This is a genomic window from Lachnospiraceae bacterium (assembly GCA_025758065.1).
Classification (GTDB): Bacteria; Bacillota; Clostridia; order Lachnospirales; family Lachnospiraceae; genus Enterocloster.
This window is the reverse complement of sequence record CP107199.1, coordinates 2,404,557-2,421,694: the sequence shown is the minus strand read 5'-3', so window position 1 is coordinate 2,421,694 and position 17,138 is coordinate 2,404,557. Positions and strand designations below refer to the sequence as shown.

The window sequence follows — 17,138 nt, the reverse complement described above, 5'->3', positions numbered from 1 at the left end:
ATGTAAAACTATAAATAATACTACTCATGTCCGTACTTGTCCGCGGACGTGTCGGACATTGCGGACGTGTCGGACATTGCGGACGTGTCGGACATGTCAAACGGATTTGCAGAAACAAAAAGCATCTTACGCCCTTTGCTATGGTCATCATCATTAGAATGAAACTCTATGAAGTCCCACTCAGCTAACTGTTTAGCAAATTTCCGAACTTCTTTTCCTACCTGTCTAGAGTCATCATAAATCTGAGCGCCTTTATAATACTTACTTGCATTAATAAGCTCCTGCGCTGTTCCTTCCCAGTGGCCGTTAAACTGATCTACAATTTTTATAATGGTCTGCACAACGTGACTATTTCTATACTCACATTCCAGGCGCATTGCTTCCATTTCTCTATGTGTGCCCAGCTTATTCCACCGGAACGCCTCTTTGTCAAACTCTATCTCATAACATTGATCTTTTAAGTCTCGACCTGTTATGTACAGTTTCGCAGTCTTATCTTCACGGCTCTCCTTTTTAATTACCATTGCTACATCAATAGAGCCCATTGTACCAGAAGAGCCAGACAGCTCATTAAAAGGATCATCTGGATGCTTCATCTTGGTTGTATGAGTTACCAAGATAATAGCAAGCCCTAATTCATCCGCTATAGCCTTAATAGATCCATAATCTTCGTAATCTCTTTCGTATGGATCCACGCTCTTCTTTGCAGGTGGTCGGATTTTTTTAAAGACATCCACCACCACAACCTTAAGCCCTGGAAAATCTGCTTTTGCCTGTCTTAAATCTTCTTCAAAACCTTTTCCCATTATTCCGGTTGTTGTTACAATATGAAGATTATCCGGGGCCTCTGCCCCTTGCAAGATCTGATCTATTCTGTTCTTTGGTCTGCGCCTGGTACTCTCCAAGTCCAAATACAGGCAGTCACATTTCTGTGTCTTAAATCCCATGAAATCAAATCCCTGGCAGATGCAGAGGCACATTTGCAGGCACATATACGATTTAAACGACTTAGGCGGGGCACCTAACAGCGTTAGACCCAAAGGTAAGAATTCATCCACAATAAACTCTAACGGCGGAATATCAAGGCCCTGCAACTCTTTAGCGCTTATCATATCGAAATGATCTCTAGGCCTTGCGGGTACTATCGCGCCGTCTGCGTTAGTAGTTGTCCTATGGTATGGTCTTTCTGTCTCCCATCCTCTGTAAATCGCCGGGAATACCTGGTGTATTAACTCCTGATCCGTCAATGGTGGATTACAGCAACTACTGTTTTCTGCCGTAACTGCTGCCTCAATAGCCTCATTAGACAGCCCTTTAGCCTTAAGAGAGCCAATTAAACGGATCAGTGCGTTTGTTCGTTGCCCTTCCGGTATTGCATCCCCTTTAGGTGCTGCATTCCTGGCTTTGCTTTCACTTTGATTGATAAAGTCATATACTGTCTCATCTGCTGCGGCAATCTGTAATGCTGTAAGCCATTGATAACTATTGCCGTTTGGGTGTATGCTTGGCGGTGCTACTATATAGCCACCTTCTCCACGCACATCTACACCAGGCAGCAGGTTTGTTTTATTACGACCATTACCATAGAAAAGCATATGCAAGCCGCCTCTGCCCGTCCTGGCTATTGCAGTCTTGGGAAAGTCTCTACCATACTCCTTCAACCATTGCGTTGCAGCCCGTTTTCCGTCTTTCCCTTTGTCTTTGTCCACATCCAGATCAATAACCAGCAAGTTTCCTGAAGCTGCGCCGGTTGCTATTCCTATGTTGTATGGTGCTGCAGTCCACCAGCTTTTTATTTGCTCTACGTCTGTGGTTGCACTCTTGAAGCCGTCCGGTGTTGCCGGTACTTTTGTATGTGGCTTTAGTGGAAATACTGCAAGGCCTAAAGCCGCATATTTTAAAGCCCATTCCTTAAAGTCTGGCTCTTTGTTGTCTGTCATTCTTTAATACCTCATCCAATTCCCTTTTACTAGCTGCGATCTGCTCTCTAAGCTCTTGGCGGCGTCTCCTGGTAGGTTCATAAGCCTCCGGACTTTCCGCATTATCTGGCAACTCCGAAAGTTCTTTGCAGAGCCTTGTATAATCCGTTATCTGTTTTGTGATGTCCGTTGCTGCTCCTTCCGGATCCAGACCGACACGCTCAAAGAAATACTTACGCGGGATCCTTCCGTTTCGTATTATGTAGCCCTTGGCTTTCAGCTCAGAGTTTAATTCCCTGATGATCGAATAGCTGTGACTTGCGGAATAGCCCATAATTTCGCCGACTTCTTCCGCTGTAAGAAATTGTCCCATAATTTTGCTCCTTCCTGTAATTAGTCGGGCTTCCCGCCCATTTCATGCCCGCCAGCACTTTTTTAACTACTGTTCAATGATTTCTGTTACCTCAACGCCCAGGATCTTGGCAATCTTTCCGGCTGTTTCTGGTCTAACTTCTCCACGCATAACCCTGCCGAGTGTACCGCGCGGAATTCCTGCAGCAACAAGATCTTTAGTTCCCATGCAAGCCTTTGCTCTTGCAAGCAAATACTTTTCTTTACTGATTTTCATACTTTTACCTCGCTTTTCTAAATCTTTTTGATTTACTCTTATACGATAATACATCATTTTGATTTAGTCAAGTATTTATTAAATCTTTTTGATTGATTTTTACTGATATGCATGTTACTATTGGAATAAAGGAGGTTCACCATGACATTAGGCGAAATAATTAAACAAGCTCGCATAACTAAAGGCTTGTCACAAAAAGAATTGGCAGCGCTTTTAGGCACTACTCCTCAAAATCTTGCTCAATATGAAAATAATCGGAGAAGGCCCAAAATTAATACCTTGAGAAATATAGCTTCTGCTATGAACGTTACATTGGGGGAATTAAGCCCTGAAATTTGGAAATATTACAGTCCCGAAGAATGGGGACAAGATTTTTCAACCGATATGAAAAATTCTTTAGATACCGCCCTAAGAAAAGTTCCAGAACAATTTGAAAAAGGAATTAAAAAATCATTAAAAGACCTGCAACAGCGTATACAGGAAGACGGGCCTAAAATCATAAAACACGCACATGATATAGTTGATTCCGATGTTAAAACCATATTTCTTTTAAACGATTTTGAAAAGTTGAACAATAACGGGCGCCGCATTGCTTGCGAACGTATAAAGGAACTAACAGAAATAAAGAAATATACAGACCCAGACACTCCCGAGCCCGAGCCAAATCAGGATCAGGCTCCAAATATCAATAAATCTGAAAAGTTGTAATAAACAACTTTTACTCAGAAATAAGTAAATTTATATACTTCCCTTTCATTTCATGCCCGCCAGCTGATTGAAGGGAGAAAAAAGATATGCCTACCTATAAGGATGAAAAAACAGGTACCTGGTACTGCAAATTTTACTATACAGACTATACCGGAACACGCAAGCAGAAGCTAAAACGGGGCTTCAAGCTCCAACGAACAGCCAAGGAATGGGAACAGGACTTTCTTACACGGCTCCAGGGCTGCCCGGATATGACCTTTAAAACACTGTATGAGTTATACGCAACTGACTTAAAAGAACACGCCAGGGAGTCAACTTACAGAACACACTTGTCATTGGTTCGGCGTCATGTTCTGCCCTTCTGGGAAAAACTCCGGTTAGATCAGATCACGCCCGCAGATGTCCGGCGCTGGCAGGGAGAAATAAAAAAGCATGGCCTGGCACCGCATACGCAATATGTAGCAAACTGTTACCTGTCAACGATCTTCAACTTTGCAGTACGCTATTATAATTTACCGTCTAATCCTTGCCGTACCGTTCCCCTGATTGGCAAACCAGGGCGCAGCCTGACATTCTGGACGCTGGAAGAATATCAGAAGTTTTTACCAACTGTCATAGATCCTATTATGCACGCTGCCTTTCAGGTCCTTTTTTACACCGGTATGCGCTGCGGGGAGCTGCTGGCCCTGCAGATTAAGGACTTTGACGCAGAAAAGAAGTCTATAAACATCTGCGGAACCTATCACAGATACGACCGGACAGACATTATCACAGATCCTAAGTCTGACAATAGCAAGCGTGTTATTACTATACCGGACTTCCTGGTTGAAGAGCTTCAGGATCTACTGCAGAAAATCTATTCACCGGAACCAACTGACCGAATCTTTCAACCTGTAACACCGATCAGGCTACGTACCGCTATTACGAAAGGATCTACAGCCACAGAGATAAAAAGAATCCGTGTTCATGATCTCCGGCATAGTCATGTATCATTGCTTATTAACATGGGATTTCCCGCGCTCCTAATTGCGGAACGTATCGGTGATACTGTAGATATGGTCAATAAGATCTACGGGCACCTTTACCCTAACCGCCACCGGGAAGTAGCTGACCAGCTAGAAAAGCTGCACTTATAGTATCAAATCAGTATCATTTAACGCCTTGTTTGCTAAAAAATATAGTAAATAGGGCGTTTTTACTTGTCATATAGTTTTCAATACTATATAATATACATAGCAATATGACAACAATGTTCTCCCGGAATCTTTCTGTACTTGATTTGTGAAAAGATTTTTTGTCAGCCACAAAAGCAGGTGCAGGAAAGACTCCGGGAGAACATAACATAGACCGAGGTGACTTTTAGTGAAAACAAATGAAGAACGGCTTCAGGGTCTTTTCGCCTATCTTAACAGCCAGACTCACGTGCAGCCGGAGGAGATCCCTAATATTGACCTGTATATGGATCAGGTCACAACCTTTATGGAAGAACATTTAAAGAACACCAGACGGTATGAAGAAGACAAGGTCCTTACAAAGACCATGATCAATAATTATGCCAAGAACAATCTTCTCCCGCCACCTGTTAAAAAGAAATATTCCAAAGAACACATGCTCATGCTGATCTTTATCTACTATTTTAAGAGCCTGTTATCTTTCCGGGATATTGAAGAACTGTTCCGTCCTATTACTGCGAAACATTTTACCAGTCATGATTCCAGTCTTTCCCTGGAAGACATTTACAGGGAAGTTTTTACACTGGAAGAGGGAGAAATGTCCTCTATTAAAGCAGATATTTCCTCTAAATTCGAAAAAGCCATGGACACTTTTAAAGATGTTTCCGTGGAAGACAACGACCGGGATTACCTTCAGCTTTTTTCTTTTATCTGTGAGCTTTCCTTTGATGTTTATATGAAAATGCAGATGATCGAGAAGCTGACAGACCAGCTCCGCGCAGAACGTCCTGATCCTAAAAAGAAATAATTTACCATTTTATTCTCCCCGTTTTCTGAAGATAACTTCGCCTATCTTCAAGAATCGGGGATTTTCGTTATTCTCCCTCAAAATGAGCGCTTACAATTTTTTTGTATATACATAAATTTTTTTGAGATTGTTATTGATTTTTGTTTATTATATGGTAAAATGAAAGTATAAATGATCGGTTTATTATTCGTTTTAACAACTCATTTGTTCCCATTTTGAAAGGAGATTTATAAATATGTCTACATTCTTTGTAAACGGCAAGTCTGTGACAACCACACGCAAGCAATCTCTGTTACGTTTCCTGCGTGATGAACTGAAACTGACTTCTGTAAAAGACGGATGCAGTCAGGGAGCCTGCGGTGCCTGTACCGTTATCATTGACGGCGAGACCTGTCGTGCCTGTGTTCCTACCACGGACACCTTAGAAGGCCGCAATATTATTACAGTGGAAGGCCTTACTGACTGGGAATCCAAAGTTTACACTTATGCCTACGGCGAAGCTGGTGCTGTACAGTGCGGTTTCTGTATCCCTGGTATGGTTATGTGTACCAAAGCACTGCTGGATAAGAATCCAGATCCTAATGAAGCTGAGATCCGCTATGCCATCCGCAACAACTACTGCCGCTGTACCGGATATGTAAAGATCATCGCCGCTATCCGTCTTGCAGCTAAGATCATGCGTGATGGAGTGATCCCCAAAGCCAGCACCGATGACTGGAAGATCGGTTCCAGAGTCCATCGCCTGGACGTAGAAGAAAAAGTTTTAGGATACGGAAAATATCCAGATGACTTCTACTTTGACAATATGTGCTACGGATCAGCTGTACGAAGCAAATATCCCAGAGCCCGTGTGCTTTCTATTGATATTTCTGCAGCAAAGGCACTTCCTGGTGTTGTAGCAGTGCTGACTGCCAAAGATATTCCTGGTGAAAATAAAGTAGGCCACTTAAAACATGACCAGTATACACTGATCCCTGAAGGCGGTCTGACTCATTATCTTGGAGATGCCGTTGCCCTGGTAGTTGCCGAAGACAGAGATACTCTTGAAAAAGCAAAGAAACTGGTAAAAGTTGAATACCAGGTACTCCCTGCTGTCCATAACATTGAAGAAGCTGCTGCTGAAAACGCACCTTTAGTATATGATGAAGAAACCTCCAACGTACAGGCATACAAGCATGTCTGCCGCGGCAACGCCGATGAAGCTATTAAAAATTCTGCACACGTTATTTCCCATCATTTTGAAACTCCATGGACTGAGCATGCGTTCCTAGAACCGGAATGTGCTGTTTCCTATATGGATAGTGACGGCGATGTTTTCCTGATCACCACTGACCAGTCTTCCCACACCACGCTTCATGAATGTTCCCTTATGTTGGGAAGCAAGAAAGTAAAAGTCCAGAATGCTTTAGTAGGAGGCGGTTTCGGCGGCAAAGAGGACATGTCTGTCCAGCATCACGCAGCACTGATGACCTACTGCACAGGACGCGCTGTAAAAGTAAGTCTTACAAGAGCTGAATCACTTCTGGTACATCCAAAACGTCATCACTTTGTTATGGACTTCACTATGGGATGTGATGAAAACGGCAAGATCATGGGCGTTAAAGCTAAAGTTTCTTCTGATACTGGCGCTTTTGCTTCTCTTGGCGGTCCTGTTCTGGAACGTGCATGTACCCATGCTGCAGGTCCTTATGCTTATGAGAACTTTGAGATCGAGGGAACCGCTTATTATACAAACAACCCGCCAGCCGGCGCTTTCCGCGGTTTCGGCGTAACACAGACCTGTTTTGCAGTGGAAACGCTTCTTAATATGATGGCTGACGAGATTGGCATCACTCCATGGGAGATCCGCTACCGCAATGCCATCCGTCCAGGCGGTGTTCTTCCAAATGGACAGATCGTTGATAATTCCACCGGACTAGTCGAAACACTGGATGCTGTAAAAGAAGAATATGATGCTGCTGTAGCTGCTGGAAAAGCAGTTGGTCTTGCCTGCGCTATGAAAAATGCCGGCGTAGGCGTTGGTATCCCTGACTGGGGCCGTGTAAAACTGATCGTAGAGGATGATGCAAAACTGCACATTTATACCGGTGCTTCCTGCATTGGCCAGGGACTTGGTACAGTTCTGGTACAGATGGTAGTTACCAACACAGACCTGACAAGAGACCAGATCGTTTATGAGCGGAGCAATACCTGGATCGCACCTGATTCCGGTGATACTTCCGGTTCCCGCCAGACTTTAGTTACAGGTGAAGCCTGCCGCCGTGCCTGCGAGAAAGTAATGGAAGCTAAAAGTGCCAGCGAACATCATTCCTTAGACGATCTTAAGGGCCAGGTATTCTATGGCGAATATCTTGCAAAAACTGATCCATTAGGTGCTGATGTTCCTAATCCGGTATCTCACGTAGCTTACGGTTACGCTACACAGATGTGTATTGTTGATCCAAAGACCAAAAAGATTGAAAAATTAGTTGCTGCCCACGATGTAGGTAAAGCTGTAAATCCATTGTCCTGCGAAGGTCAGATTGAAGGCGGTGTAGTTATGTCTATGGGATATGCCTTAAGAGAGCGCTATCCAATTGATGATAACTGCAAACCAATTGAAAAATATGGTTCTTTAGGTCTCTTCCGTGCCCATGAAGTACCTGAGATCGAAGCTATTGTTATTGACAAACCTGGTCTGAATGTAGCCTGCGGAGCTATCGGTATCGGAGAGATCACTTCTATCCCTACAGCTCCTGCTATTACAGACGCTTACTATCGCTGTGACGGAGAACGCCGCTACAGTCTTCCAATTTCGGGAACACCTTATGAAAGGAGATTCTAATCATGGCTGTTAAAAAGAAATTTCCATATCGTTCTGCTTTTGTAGCCTGCAATGGCGGCTGTCATGTAACAGAAGGCTCCAGCTGTTCCTATGGCTGTATTGCCTGCGGAAAATGCGTGGAAAGCTGTAAATTCGGTGCTATCCATCTGAATGAACACGGTATTGCAGAAGTAGATGAAGAAAAATGCATCGCCTGCGGACGATGTGTGAGAGAATGCCCTCAGCATATCATCCATTTACATGACTGTGCCAATACCATTGTTGTTAAATGCTCCAACAAAGATAAAGGCAAAGATGCCAGAACTGTCTGTTCTGTCAGCTGCATCGGCTGCGGCATCTGTGAAAAAACCTGTACTGCCAGTGCGATCCATGTAGAAGACAACTGTGCAGTGATCGACGAAGCTTCCTGCTTAAGCTGCGGAATGTGTGCTGTAAAATGTCCACAGCATGCGATCTATGACTTGCGGGGAATTTTTACAAAAGTGAGATAAATTCTCGCAAGTGCACACCATTTACATAAAATACCTTTTTATATACATAAAAAACGGATCTGGCAGCTGCATCAGTTAACTGCCAGATCCGTTTTTTACTTAATCCTATTTTACAGAGCGTATTTTCCTCTCTTCAGGAATTCGCCCTTCTTCTCTTCTACCACTTTTCCATCTTTTACAGCCTGAAGTCCGCGTAAGAACACACTTTCCACTCTTCCGGTCACCTTTGTACCTTCAAATGGAGCATAATCCACATTCTGAACCTGATCTTTAGCTGTGATCACATCTTCTACTCCTGTACGCATAATTACAAGATCTGCGTCACTTCCAGGAGCGATCACACCCTTTCTTGGATATAGGCCATAGAGTTTTGCAGGATTTTCTGACAGAACACGGCACATATCCTCTTTTGTGATACGCCCTTTATCTACACCATAAGTATAAACTAAAGTTCCTCTTGTCTCAGCACCTGGCATACCACCTGGGATCTTGGTAAAGTCGCCTTCTCCTAATTTCTTCTGTGTTGTGGTAAAGCTGCAGTGATCTGTAGAAACAGTCTGGATGGTGCCATCTGCCAGACCTTTCCACAAACAGTCCTGATCTTCTTTCTTCCTTAAAGGCGGTGCACATACATATTTTGCACTTTCAAAGCCAGGAAGTTCATAAAGGCTGTCATCCATAAGCAGATACTGCGGACAGGTTTCCACATAGACCTTCTGTCCTCTCTTGCGGGCCTGTGCGATCACATCATATCCCTCTTTACATGTTAAATGGACTACAACAACAGGTACATCTACTACTTCTGCCAGACGCAAAAGTCTTCCAATAGCCTCTGCTTCCGCAGCTGCCGGTCTGGTCTTTGGATGGCTGGAAACACCCATTTTTCCTGCTGCCTTTGCTTCTTCCTGTAATGCTGCGATCATACCGCTGTTCTCGCAGTGTACGCCGGTAATGCCGCCAGTTTCTCTTAATCTCTGTAAGATCTCAAATAATGTCTTATCATCTACCTGGGTATCGTATGTCATATACAGCTTAAAAGAGGTAATCCCTTCATCCATCATATCCTGGACTTCCTTAGAAACAGAAGGATTCCAATCTGTAATGGACATGTGGAAACTATAATCGCAGGAACACTTTCCATCTGCCTTTTCATGCCAGTTTTTTAAGCCTTCAGCCAGAGTTTCTCCCGGATACTGGGTTCCAAAGTCAATAATAGTAGTAGTACCGCCCCTTAAAGCTGCCTTTGTGCCAGTAGCAAAATCATCTGCTGTTATAGTTCCTGCCACATGCAGGTCAAAATGAGTATGTGCGTCAATGAATCCTGGGAAGATCAGGCATCCTGCAGCATCGATCTCCCTGTCCCCCGGCTGTGTTAGCTTTCCGATTTCTTCTGCTGTGCCTGTAGCTGCGATTTTTTCCCCGTCAATGAGAATATCTGCAGGAAAGCTTCCTCCTCCTGTAACTATGGTTCCGTTTTTAATGATCTGTCTCATATTTATCCAGCCTCCTCTTTTAAGATGTCCTATGGGAATCAGTCCCTGAAAGATTCTGAGAGAACATTAACAACTCATAACATCCCTCTGTTACGATATGCTCCGCATCGATCAGCTGCTCAAGAAACGCCCTGTCTGCAACTGGTGCACACCAGGCCATTCCGCAGCCTGCGCTGATCTGCCGTGGAACCGGGATCAGACGTCCAGGCGCTGTTTTTGCTTTTGCAGCTGCTTCCATTTTCATTGCCATGGTGGTAGTGGGAAACGCAAATACCACCTTCATTGTCTTTTCTCTGGGCATGCTTTCTTCCTTTCCTTCATTCAGATTCCCCACACATTATATGATGTTGGTGTTAAGCACTATCAGGGCATGACTAAAAAGCCATGCCCCGAAAGTATCTTCACAATATTTTTATTAACCGATCAGCAGATAGCTGTAATCATCAATTACAGTCTTAATGATCTTCTGGATTCCGTCCGGAACATTTTCATTTGCAGTTCCAACAGTATAATCAATTACATTACCTGCCAGACGTACCTTGCAGGTTCCTGCTGCTGCGTCAAGAACAGTAAAGCCCTGATTCTTACTGTTTTCCATATCTGCTTCATTTGCAAATAAGGTAAACTTGTCAAGATATGGAGCGCTGTCCCATGGACAGAAGCTGCGGCAGTTGCCACATTCATTACACATATAATCTACATGGATCACCTGATGTTTGTCCATGCCAGGTACTGTTAAGGTTACGTTTGCTCTGTTCGGGCATACCTCTACGCAGTTTTCGCAGATGCTGTTGCAGGAAAGACATCTTCTGCTGTCAGATTCTTCATTCTCCTCAGACAGTTTACCTTTACGTCCGTAAACAGTCTCAGCATCAGCCATCTTGAAGATATCCTCAGATAAATCCCTTCCAACGATCGCTTCTGCTGCCTTCTTACCATCTCTGATGCCTTCTACAACAGTAGCAGGTCCAAAGAGACCGTCACCGGCAACATAAACACCCTTCACAGAGGTCTCCAGAGTGTTGTGGTCAACAACTGGACGTTTCTTTTCGTCTACAGCAATGCCATTCGCTTCATAGAATGCACCTGGAACCTTCTCGCCAACAGCTGCGATCACAGTGTCAGCAGCGATCTTAACAATCTCCTCAGTTTCAACAACGCCTCTTCTTCCGCTTGCATCGTAGTCTCCTAACTGCATCTTACGGCAGATCAGTTCACCATTTTCCAGTTTAACAGGTGCCAACAGCTCTGCAAACTCTACGCCATCTTCGATTGCCATTACTAATTCTTCTTCATCCGCTGGCATATATCTCTTGGTTCTTCTGTAAACCAGAGATACTTTCTCTACTCCTGCATTGCGCTTTGCAGCTCTTGCAGTATCCATAGCTGTATTGCCGCCACCGATAACAACAACGTTCTTACCTAAATCTACCTTACCGTCAGTTGCCTTAAACTGTGCCAAAAACTCTAATGCGTTCATGGTTTCGCCTGCTTCCAGTCTCAGTCTTCCTGGTTCTGAAGCACCAACTGCCAGTACAACATAGTCATATTCTTTCTTTAATTCATCAACCGAAGTGATTTCTTTGCCGTTTACCAGCTCTGCGCCCATAGCACGAACCAGCTCAACGTCATGATCGATCGCTTCGTGAGAAATACGGAAGCCCGGGATCACATTACGTACAACGCCGCCCATCTTTTCTGCTTTCTCAAATACAGTAACCTTCATGCCGCCTTTTGCAAGAAAGTATGCAGCTGCCAGACCAGCAGGACCGCCGCCTACTACAGCTGCCTTCTTATCAGAAGTAACTGCAGGTGCTTTTAATTCTGCCATAACAGCATCAATTCCGCCCTGCGCAGATTCTAACTTGGTTCTGCGGATATCTACAGAAGCCTCATAGAAGTTTCTGGTACATTTACTCATACAGTTGTGTGCACAGATAGTACCGGTAATAAACGGAAGTGGATTCTTATTTAAAATAACCTTTAATGCTTCTTCGTACTTTCCTTCACCTGCTAACTGCATATAACGGGTAATATCCTGATGGATCGGGCATCCTTCCTGGCATGGAGCGATAAAGCAGTCCGTTAACGGAACTGGTTTTTTCACCTTTCTGGATGGAAGTGGCTTAACAGCCTTTATATGGTGTTTGTCAGACTTTGCAGCCTCTACCATAGCCTCTACCTTCTCTGCACTTACGCCAGTGAAAGCAGCTGCTTCTTTTGCTTTAAATAACTGTCCAATCTGCTCTAATCTCTCATAGCCGCCTGGCTTTAACATGGTAGTTGCCATAGTTACAGGCCAGATACCAGCGTCTATGATCTTTGTGATATTAAAGTAATCAGCACCGCCAGAGTAGGAAATACGCAGTTTTCCATCAAAGTCCTTTGCCAGTTTCTGTGCAACAGACATGGACAGAGCATATAAGGACTTACCGGACATGTACATTTCTTCACTTGGAAGTTCGTTCTGTTTTACATCAACAGGGAAGGTATTTGTGATCTTAACACCAAATTCCAGTCCCTTCTCATCTGCCAGCTTCTGCAGTCTCTGAAGCATCGGAACTGCATCTGTGTACTGAAGGTCATCTCTGAAATGGAAGTCACCAAATGCTACATAGTCATAGCCCATGTCATCCATTAATTTTCTTGCATACTCATATCCTAACAGAGTAGGATTGCACTTGATAAAGGTGTGTACCTTCTTTTCAGTGAGCAGATAGCTTGCGATACGCTCGATCTCCTGTGGAGGACATCCGTGCAAAGTGGAGAGAGTTGCACAGTTGCATATTTCAGGGGAGATGCTTTCAACATCCTCTTTTGTCAGGTTCTCAAAACGATCCAGGTTATCTAACAGCCACTGACGGCACTCATTAAAAATTGATGCTGCAGAAGCATCCTTCATTCCTTCAATAAAACGGTCTACCTTTTCCAGTTTGATGCCCTCAAGGTCATAACCAACGGACATATTAAACTGGAAGCCATCCATAGAGCCAAGGCCATATTCCTTAGCTAATACTTTACAGGCAAACCATGCTTTCACGTACTCATCATATGCCTGTGGCACATAAAGCTCAGTGGACCATTCACAGTTGTAGCACTCATCATCAGCCTTGATACATGGCTTTGCTACCGGAAGGTCTTCACCATCTAACTTCTGAACTGTCTTTAATTCAAAGAAGCGGCTTCCTGCCACATAAGCAGCTACAATATTCTGGGTCAGCTGGGTGTGTGGTCCTGCTGCAGGTCCGAAAGGTGTTTCTAATGTGCGTCCAAAGATCTCATATTTCTTGCTCTGATCTGCCACAAAAGGTCTTCTGATGCCGAAGATCGCGCCTTTCTTGTGTTCCTCCAGGATCCAATTCATCATTTTTCCAAAGGGAATGGGTGTCATAATATCGCTCATATTCTATTTCCTCCTTATATATAGCACCCGATCAGGTCCCAGCACCGTTTTTATCTTTCAACGGCTCAGCCGCCCGGATACTCCGGTGTGCTGTTTTCCCGCCGCCCTGTAATCGGCTATTACTTACTAATTTACAACAATTAAACTGTAATATTTACTTTATTTAACCGTTAATGGAACGTTCCAGCTTCTTAGCTTCTTCCCTTACTTCATAAAGAACCTTTTCTTCATCAATTCCTATCAGTTCTCTGTCTTTCATTAAGACTTTACCGTTGCATACTGTTGTCACAACACTGCGTCCGGTCATACCAAATAAGATGTGGCTGTTGATATTAGAAGCATCCATAGGTGTTCTCGGTACATAATCCGCAACGATCACATCTGCTGCTGCGCCTTCTTTTAATACGCCTAACTGCTTCTTGAAGTAACGGTTTGCGATCTTTGCATTTCCCTCAAAGAGCATCTGTGGAACTTCGCTCCATGCTGCATTTGCATCACACAGATGATGTTTGTGGAGCACATTTGCTACCTTATAAGATTCCAAGACATCCTGTGTATAACCATCTGTTCCGAGACCTGTTAAAATACCTCTGTGAACGATCTCCATAGTTGGAGGGCATCCGCAGGCATTACCCATGTTGGATTCAGGGTTGTGTACTACCATGGTATCAGTTGCCTTGATCAGTTCCATCTCATGTGGATTTACGTAGATGCAGTGGCCAAGTAAGGTCTTGCTTCCTAAGATATTGCAGTCGTATAAACGATCCACAATGCGCTTTCCATATTTATGTAAGCAGTCATGAAGATCTTCAATACCTTCTGCAACATGAATATGATATCCGACTTCTTCCGGCTTGTTTGCAGCAGCAAATTCCATAGTCTCATCTGAAATGGTAAACTGCGCATGCATACCCATCATACCTGCAAACATATCTGTTTCATCAGCTAATGCATGCTTGATCCATCTTGCATTCTCTAACACAGCTTCTCTGGATTTGTCCATACCGTCACGATCAGATACTTCATAACACAGACAAGCTCTTACACCAAATTCTTTTGCCGCATCTTCAATCGCAAACAGGCTGTCCTTGATCTGGCCAAAGCTTGCATGATGGTCAAATACGGTGGTAACACCATTCTTAATACTGTCGATGAAAGTAACCCTTGCGCTCTGACGTGTCTGTTCGTTGGTCAGATGGCGGTCGATAGTCCACCACAATCCGTCTAAGATATCCAAAAATCCATGAGGATCATATCCTTTAATACTTAAGCCTCTTGCCATCGCACTGTAGATATGCTCATGTGTGTTAATGAAAGCCGGCATGATAACGCCCCCCTTAGCGTCTACAAACTCAGCTTCCGGGAACTCTTTTTTGATCTCATCCAGAGTCCCTACTTTTTTAATAGTAGTTCCGTCAATTGCTACTGCTCCATTTTCGAAAAATGGCTGTCCGGCATCTCTTGTAACCAGACGTCCGTTTCCAATGATCAACATATGGCTCTCTCCTTTTCCTATTAATATCAATGTTGTCGTACCTTTATATTAACACCTGAAAATAGCATTTGCAAGGGAAAAATACAATTTTTTTTAGTTGTACAAAATTTTTTTGTAAAAAACTATTGCAATCTATTTTTTTTGTGCTATTATGGAATCATAAACAACACAGAAATGTTTTGCAGATTGTTTATTGTACAAAGTTACCATATCATATTATAAAAGTCCGAAATGAGGAGGTTGTTCATGGCATACACACTTGGACTGCTTGAACAGATTGCAGACGGCCTTGCAAGACAGTTCGGACCAGACTGCGAGATCGTGATCCACGACTTAAAACGCCACGACCTGGAGCATTCCGTTGTTCATATTAACAACGGTCATATTACCAACCGGCGTGAAGGCGACGGACCGTCTAAGGTAGTTCTGGAAACCCTGCATAAGGATCCGGCTTTACTGAAAGACCATCTAGGTTATCTTACCCGCACATCAAATGGTAAGATTTTAAAATCCAGTACGTTTTTTATAAGAAATCCTGAAGATTCTGCTGTAGATTATATTTTTTCCATCAACTACGATATCACAGGGCTGATGACCATTGAAAGATCCATCAAGGCTCTTATCAGTACAACAGAAGACCCCAGTGATAACAGACAGCAGCCAGAACAGATCGTACACAATGTAAATGATCTTCTGGACAATCTGATCGAACAGTCCGTAGCTCTGGTTGGAAAACCTGCAGCACTTATGAATAAGGAAGAAAAAGTAACCGCCATTCAGTTTTTGAATGATGCAGGCGCTTTTCTCATAACAAAATCTGGAGACAAGGTCTCCAAGTATTTTGGAATTTCCAAATTTACTCTGTACAGTTACATTGATGTAAACAGTCGTAAATCATCTTAAGCACTAAAAATTTAAAAACCAAAAATTTTAAGGAGGATACAGTAACATGGATCAGAAGATTCTGTGGGCAGTAAACAAGATGCCTAAAACAGATGACAAAAACCTTCCAATTATGGGACTTGAGGAGATCAAAAAGGCGCGTACTTTCCACGAGAGCTTTCCTCAGTACAGCGAAACACCATTAACCAAGCTGCCTAACATGGCTTCCTATTTAGGAATCAAGGAAGTATATGTAAAGGATGAGTCTTACCGTTTCGGTCTGAACGCATTTAAGGTACTGGGCGGTTCTTTTGCAATGGCCCGTTACATTGCAAAGGAGACTGGAAAGGATGTTTCTGAACTTCCTTATTCCGTACTTACTTCCGAGCAGTTAAGAAAAGAATTCGGACAGGCTACTTTCTTTACTGCAACAGATGGCAACCACGGCCGCGGCGTTGCATGGGCTGCTAACCGTCTTGGACAGAAGGCAGTTGTACATATGCCTAAGGGAACTACCCAGACCCGTCTTCAGAACATTGCTAAAGAAGGCGCCCAGGTAGACATCCAGGAATTAAACTATGATGACTGTGTCCGTCTTGCTGCTAAGGAAGCTGATGAAACCCCTAGAGGCGTTATCGTACAGGATACTGCATGGGACGGCTACGAAGAGATCCCGGCATGGATCATGCAGGGATACGGCACCATGGCAATGGAAGCTGGTGAACAGTTAAAGGCTCAGGGATGTGATCGTCCTACCCACATCTTCGTACAGGCCGGTGTTGGTTCCTTAGCCGGTGCAGTTGTTGGTTACTTCTCCAACCTGTATGCTGACAACTTACCTACATTCGTAGTTGTTGAGGCTGAAGCTGCTGCATGTCTTTACAAGGGTGCTGCTGCCGGTGATGGAGACATCCGCATTGTAGACGGCGATATGCAGACCATCATGGCAGGTCTTGCATGTGGTGAACCGAACACCATTTCCTGGGACATCTTAAAGAACCATGTAAAAGTATTCATTGCTGCTCCTGACTGGGTTGCTGCAAATGGTATGCGTATGTTAGCTGCTCCTGTTAAAGGCGATGCTCCGATCACTTCCGGTGAGTCCGGTGCTGCTCCATTCGGTGCATTAGCAGCTATGATGACCATGGACGAATACAAAGATTTAAGAACTGACATTGGCCTGGATGAAAACTCCAAGGTACTGCTCTTCTCTACAGAGGGCGATACCGATCCTGATCGTTACAAGAACATTGTATGGAAAGGCCTTGACAAATAACTATTAACCATCAAAAGTAATTGCAAAACAAGAGGAGGA

Annotated in this window: 14 protein-coding genes; 7 read left to right on the top strand and 7 right to left on the bottom strand. The window is 43.8% G+C overall.

Annotated features, from left to right (window positions below):
- Window positions 1–20 precede the first annotated feature (20 nt).
- The 3 genes from OGM16_11100 to OGM16_11090 form a co-directional block, all read right to left on the bottom strand.
- On the bottom strand, window positions 21–1,940 hold the full coding sequence (locus OGM16_11100; protein UYJ45373.1) for a bifunctional DNA primase/polymerase: 1,920 nt from the start codon (window positions 1,938–1,940) through the stop codon (window positions 21–23).
- Window positions 1,912–2,292: a hypothetical protein gene (locus tag OGM16_11095; protein UYJ45372.1), complete on the bottom strand. Its 381-nt coding sequence runs from the start codon at window positions 2,290–2,292 to the stop codon at window positions 1,912–1,914. Before OGM16_11095 ends, OGM16_11100 begins: the two co-directional genes overlap by 29 nt.
- A gap of 66 nt (window positions 2,293–2,358) precedes the next feature.
- Window positions 2,359–2,547, bottom strand: a complete 189-nt coding sequence (locus OGM16_11090; GenBank protein UYJ45371.1) for a helix-turn-helix domain-containing protein — start codon at window positions 2,545–2,547, stop codon at window positions 2,359–2,361.
- Window positions 2,548–2,688: 141 nt separating this feature from the next.
- Between OGM16_11090 and OGM16_11085 the strand changes: the two genes are divergently transcribed.
- The 5 genes from OGM16_11085 (at window position 2,689) to OGM16_11065 (ending at window position 8,550) form a co-directional block, all read left to right on the top strand.
- A complete protein-coding gene (locus OGM16_11085; GenBank protein UYJ45370.1) occupies window positions 2,689–3,255 on the top strand; it encodes a helix-turn-helix domain-containing protein in 567 nt (188 codons plus the stop codon).
- An 86-nt stretch (window positions 3,256–3,341) separates the two neighbouring features.
- Window positions 3,342–4,391 carry a site-specific integrase gene (locus OGM16_11080; protein ID UYJ45369.1) on the top strand — a complete coding sequence of 350 codons (1,050 nt, stop codon included), beginning with the start codon at window positions 3,342–3,344 and terminating at the stop codon, window positions 4,389–4,391.
- A gap of 226 nt (window positions 4,392–4,617) precedes the next feature.
- A complete protein-coding gene (locus OGM16_11075; protein ID UYJ45368.1) occupies window positions 4,618–5,235 on the top strand; it encodes a DUF1836 domain-containing protein in 618 nt (205 codons plus the stop codon).
- A gap of 235 nt (window positions 5,236–5,470) precedes the next feature.
- A complete protein-coding gene (gene xdh / locus OGM16_11070) occupies window positions 5,471–8,059 on the top strand; it encodes a selenium-dependent xanthine dehydrogenase (protein ID UYJ45367.1) in 2,589 nt (862 codons plus the stop codon).
- 2 nt (window positions 8,060–8,061) lie between these two features.
- Window positions 8,062–8,550 (top strand): 4Fe-4S binding protein, encoded by a 489-nt coding sequence (locus tag OGM16_11065; GenBank protein ID UYJ45366.1) that lies wholly within the window; start codon window positions 8,062–8,064, stop codon window positions 8,548–8,550.
- A 110-nt stretch (window positions 8,551–8,660) separates the two neighbouring features.
- Here OGM16_11065 and hydA read toward each other — a convergent pair whose 3' ends face one another.
- The 4 genes from hydA to ssnA form a co-directional block, all read right to left on the bottom strand.
- Window positions 8,661–10,043 (bottom strand): dihydropyrimidinase, encoded by a 1,383-nt coding sequence (gene hydA / locus OGM16_11060; protein UYJ45365.1) that lies wholly within the window; start codon window positions 10,041–10,043, stop codon window positions 8,661–8,663.
- 19 nt (window positions 10,044–10,062) lie between these two features.
- On the bottom strand, window positions 10,063–10,344 hold the full coding sequence (locus OGM16_11055; GenBank protein ID UYJ45364.1) for a DUF3343 domain-containing protein: 282 nt from the start codon (window positions 10,342–10,344) through the stop codon (window positions 10,063–10,065).
- Between the two features lie 114 nt (window positions 10,345–10,458).
- A complete protein-coding gene (gene ygfK, locus OGM16_11050; protein ID UYJ45363.1) occupies window positions 10,459–13,446 on the bottom strand; it encodes a putative selenate reductase subunit YgfK in 2,988 nt (995 codons plus the stop codon).
- A gap of 163 nt (window positions 13,447–13,609) precedes the next feature.
- Window positions 13,610–14,941 carry a putative aminohydrolase SsnA gene (ssnA, locus tag OGM16_11045; GenBank protein UYJ45362.1) on the bottom strand — a complete coding sequence of 444 codons (1,332 nt, stop codon included), beginning with the start codon at window positions 14,939–14,941 and terminating at the stop codon, window positions 13,610–13,612.
- Window positions 14,942–15,187: 246 nt separating this feature from the next.
- Between ssnA and OGM16_11040 the strand changes: the two genes are divergently transcribed.
- Both OGM16_11040 and dpaL read left to right on the top strand, forming a co-directional pair.
- A complete protein-coding gene (locus OGM16_11040) occupies window positions 15,188–15,844 on the top strand; it encodes a helix-turn-helix transcriptional regulator (GenBank protein UYJ45361.1) in 657 nt (218 codons plus the stop codon).
- Window positions 15,845–15,890: 46 nt separating this feature from the next.
- Window positions 15,891–17,099, top strand: coding sequence for a diaminopropionate ammonia-lyase (gene dpaL / locus OGM16_11035; protein UYJ45360.1), 1,209 nt, complete (start codon window positions 15,891–15,893; stop codon window positions 17,097–17,099).
- Window positions 17,100–17,138 lie beyond the last annotated feature (39 nt).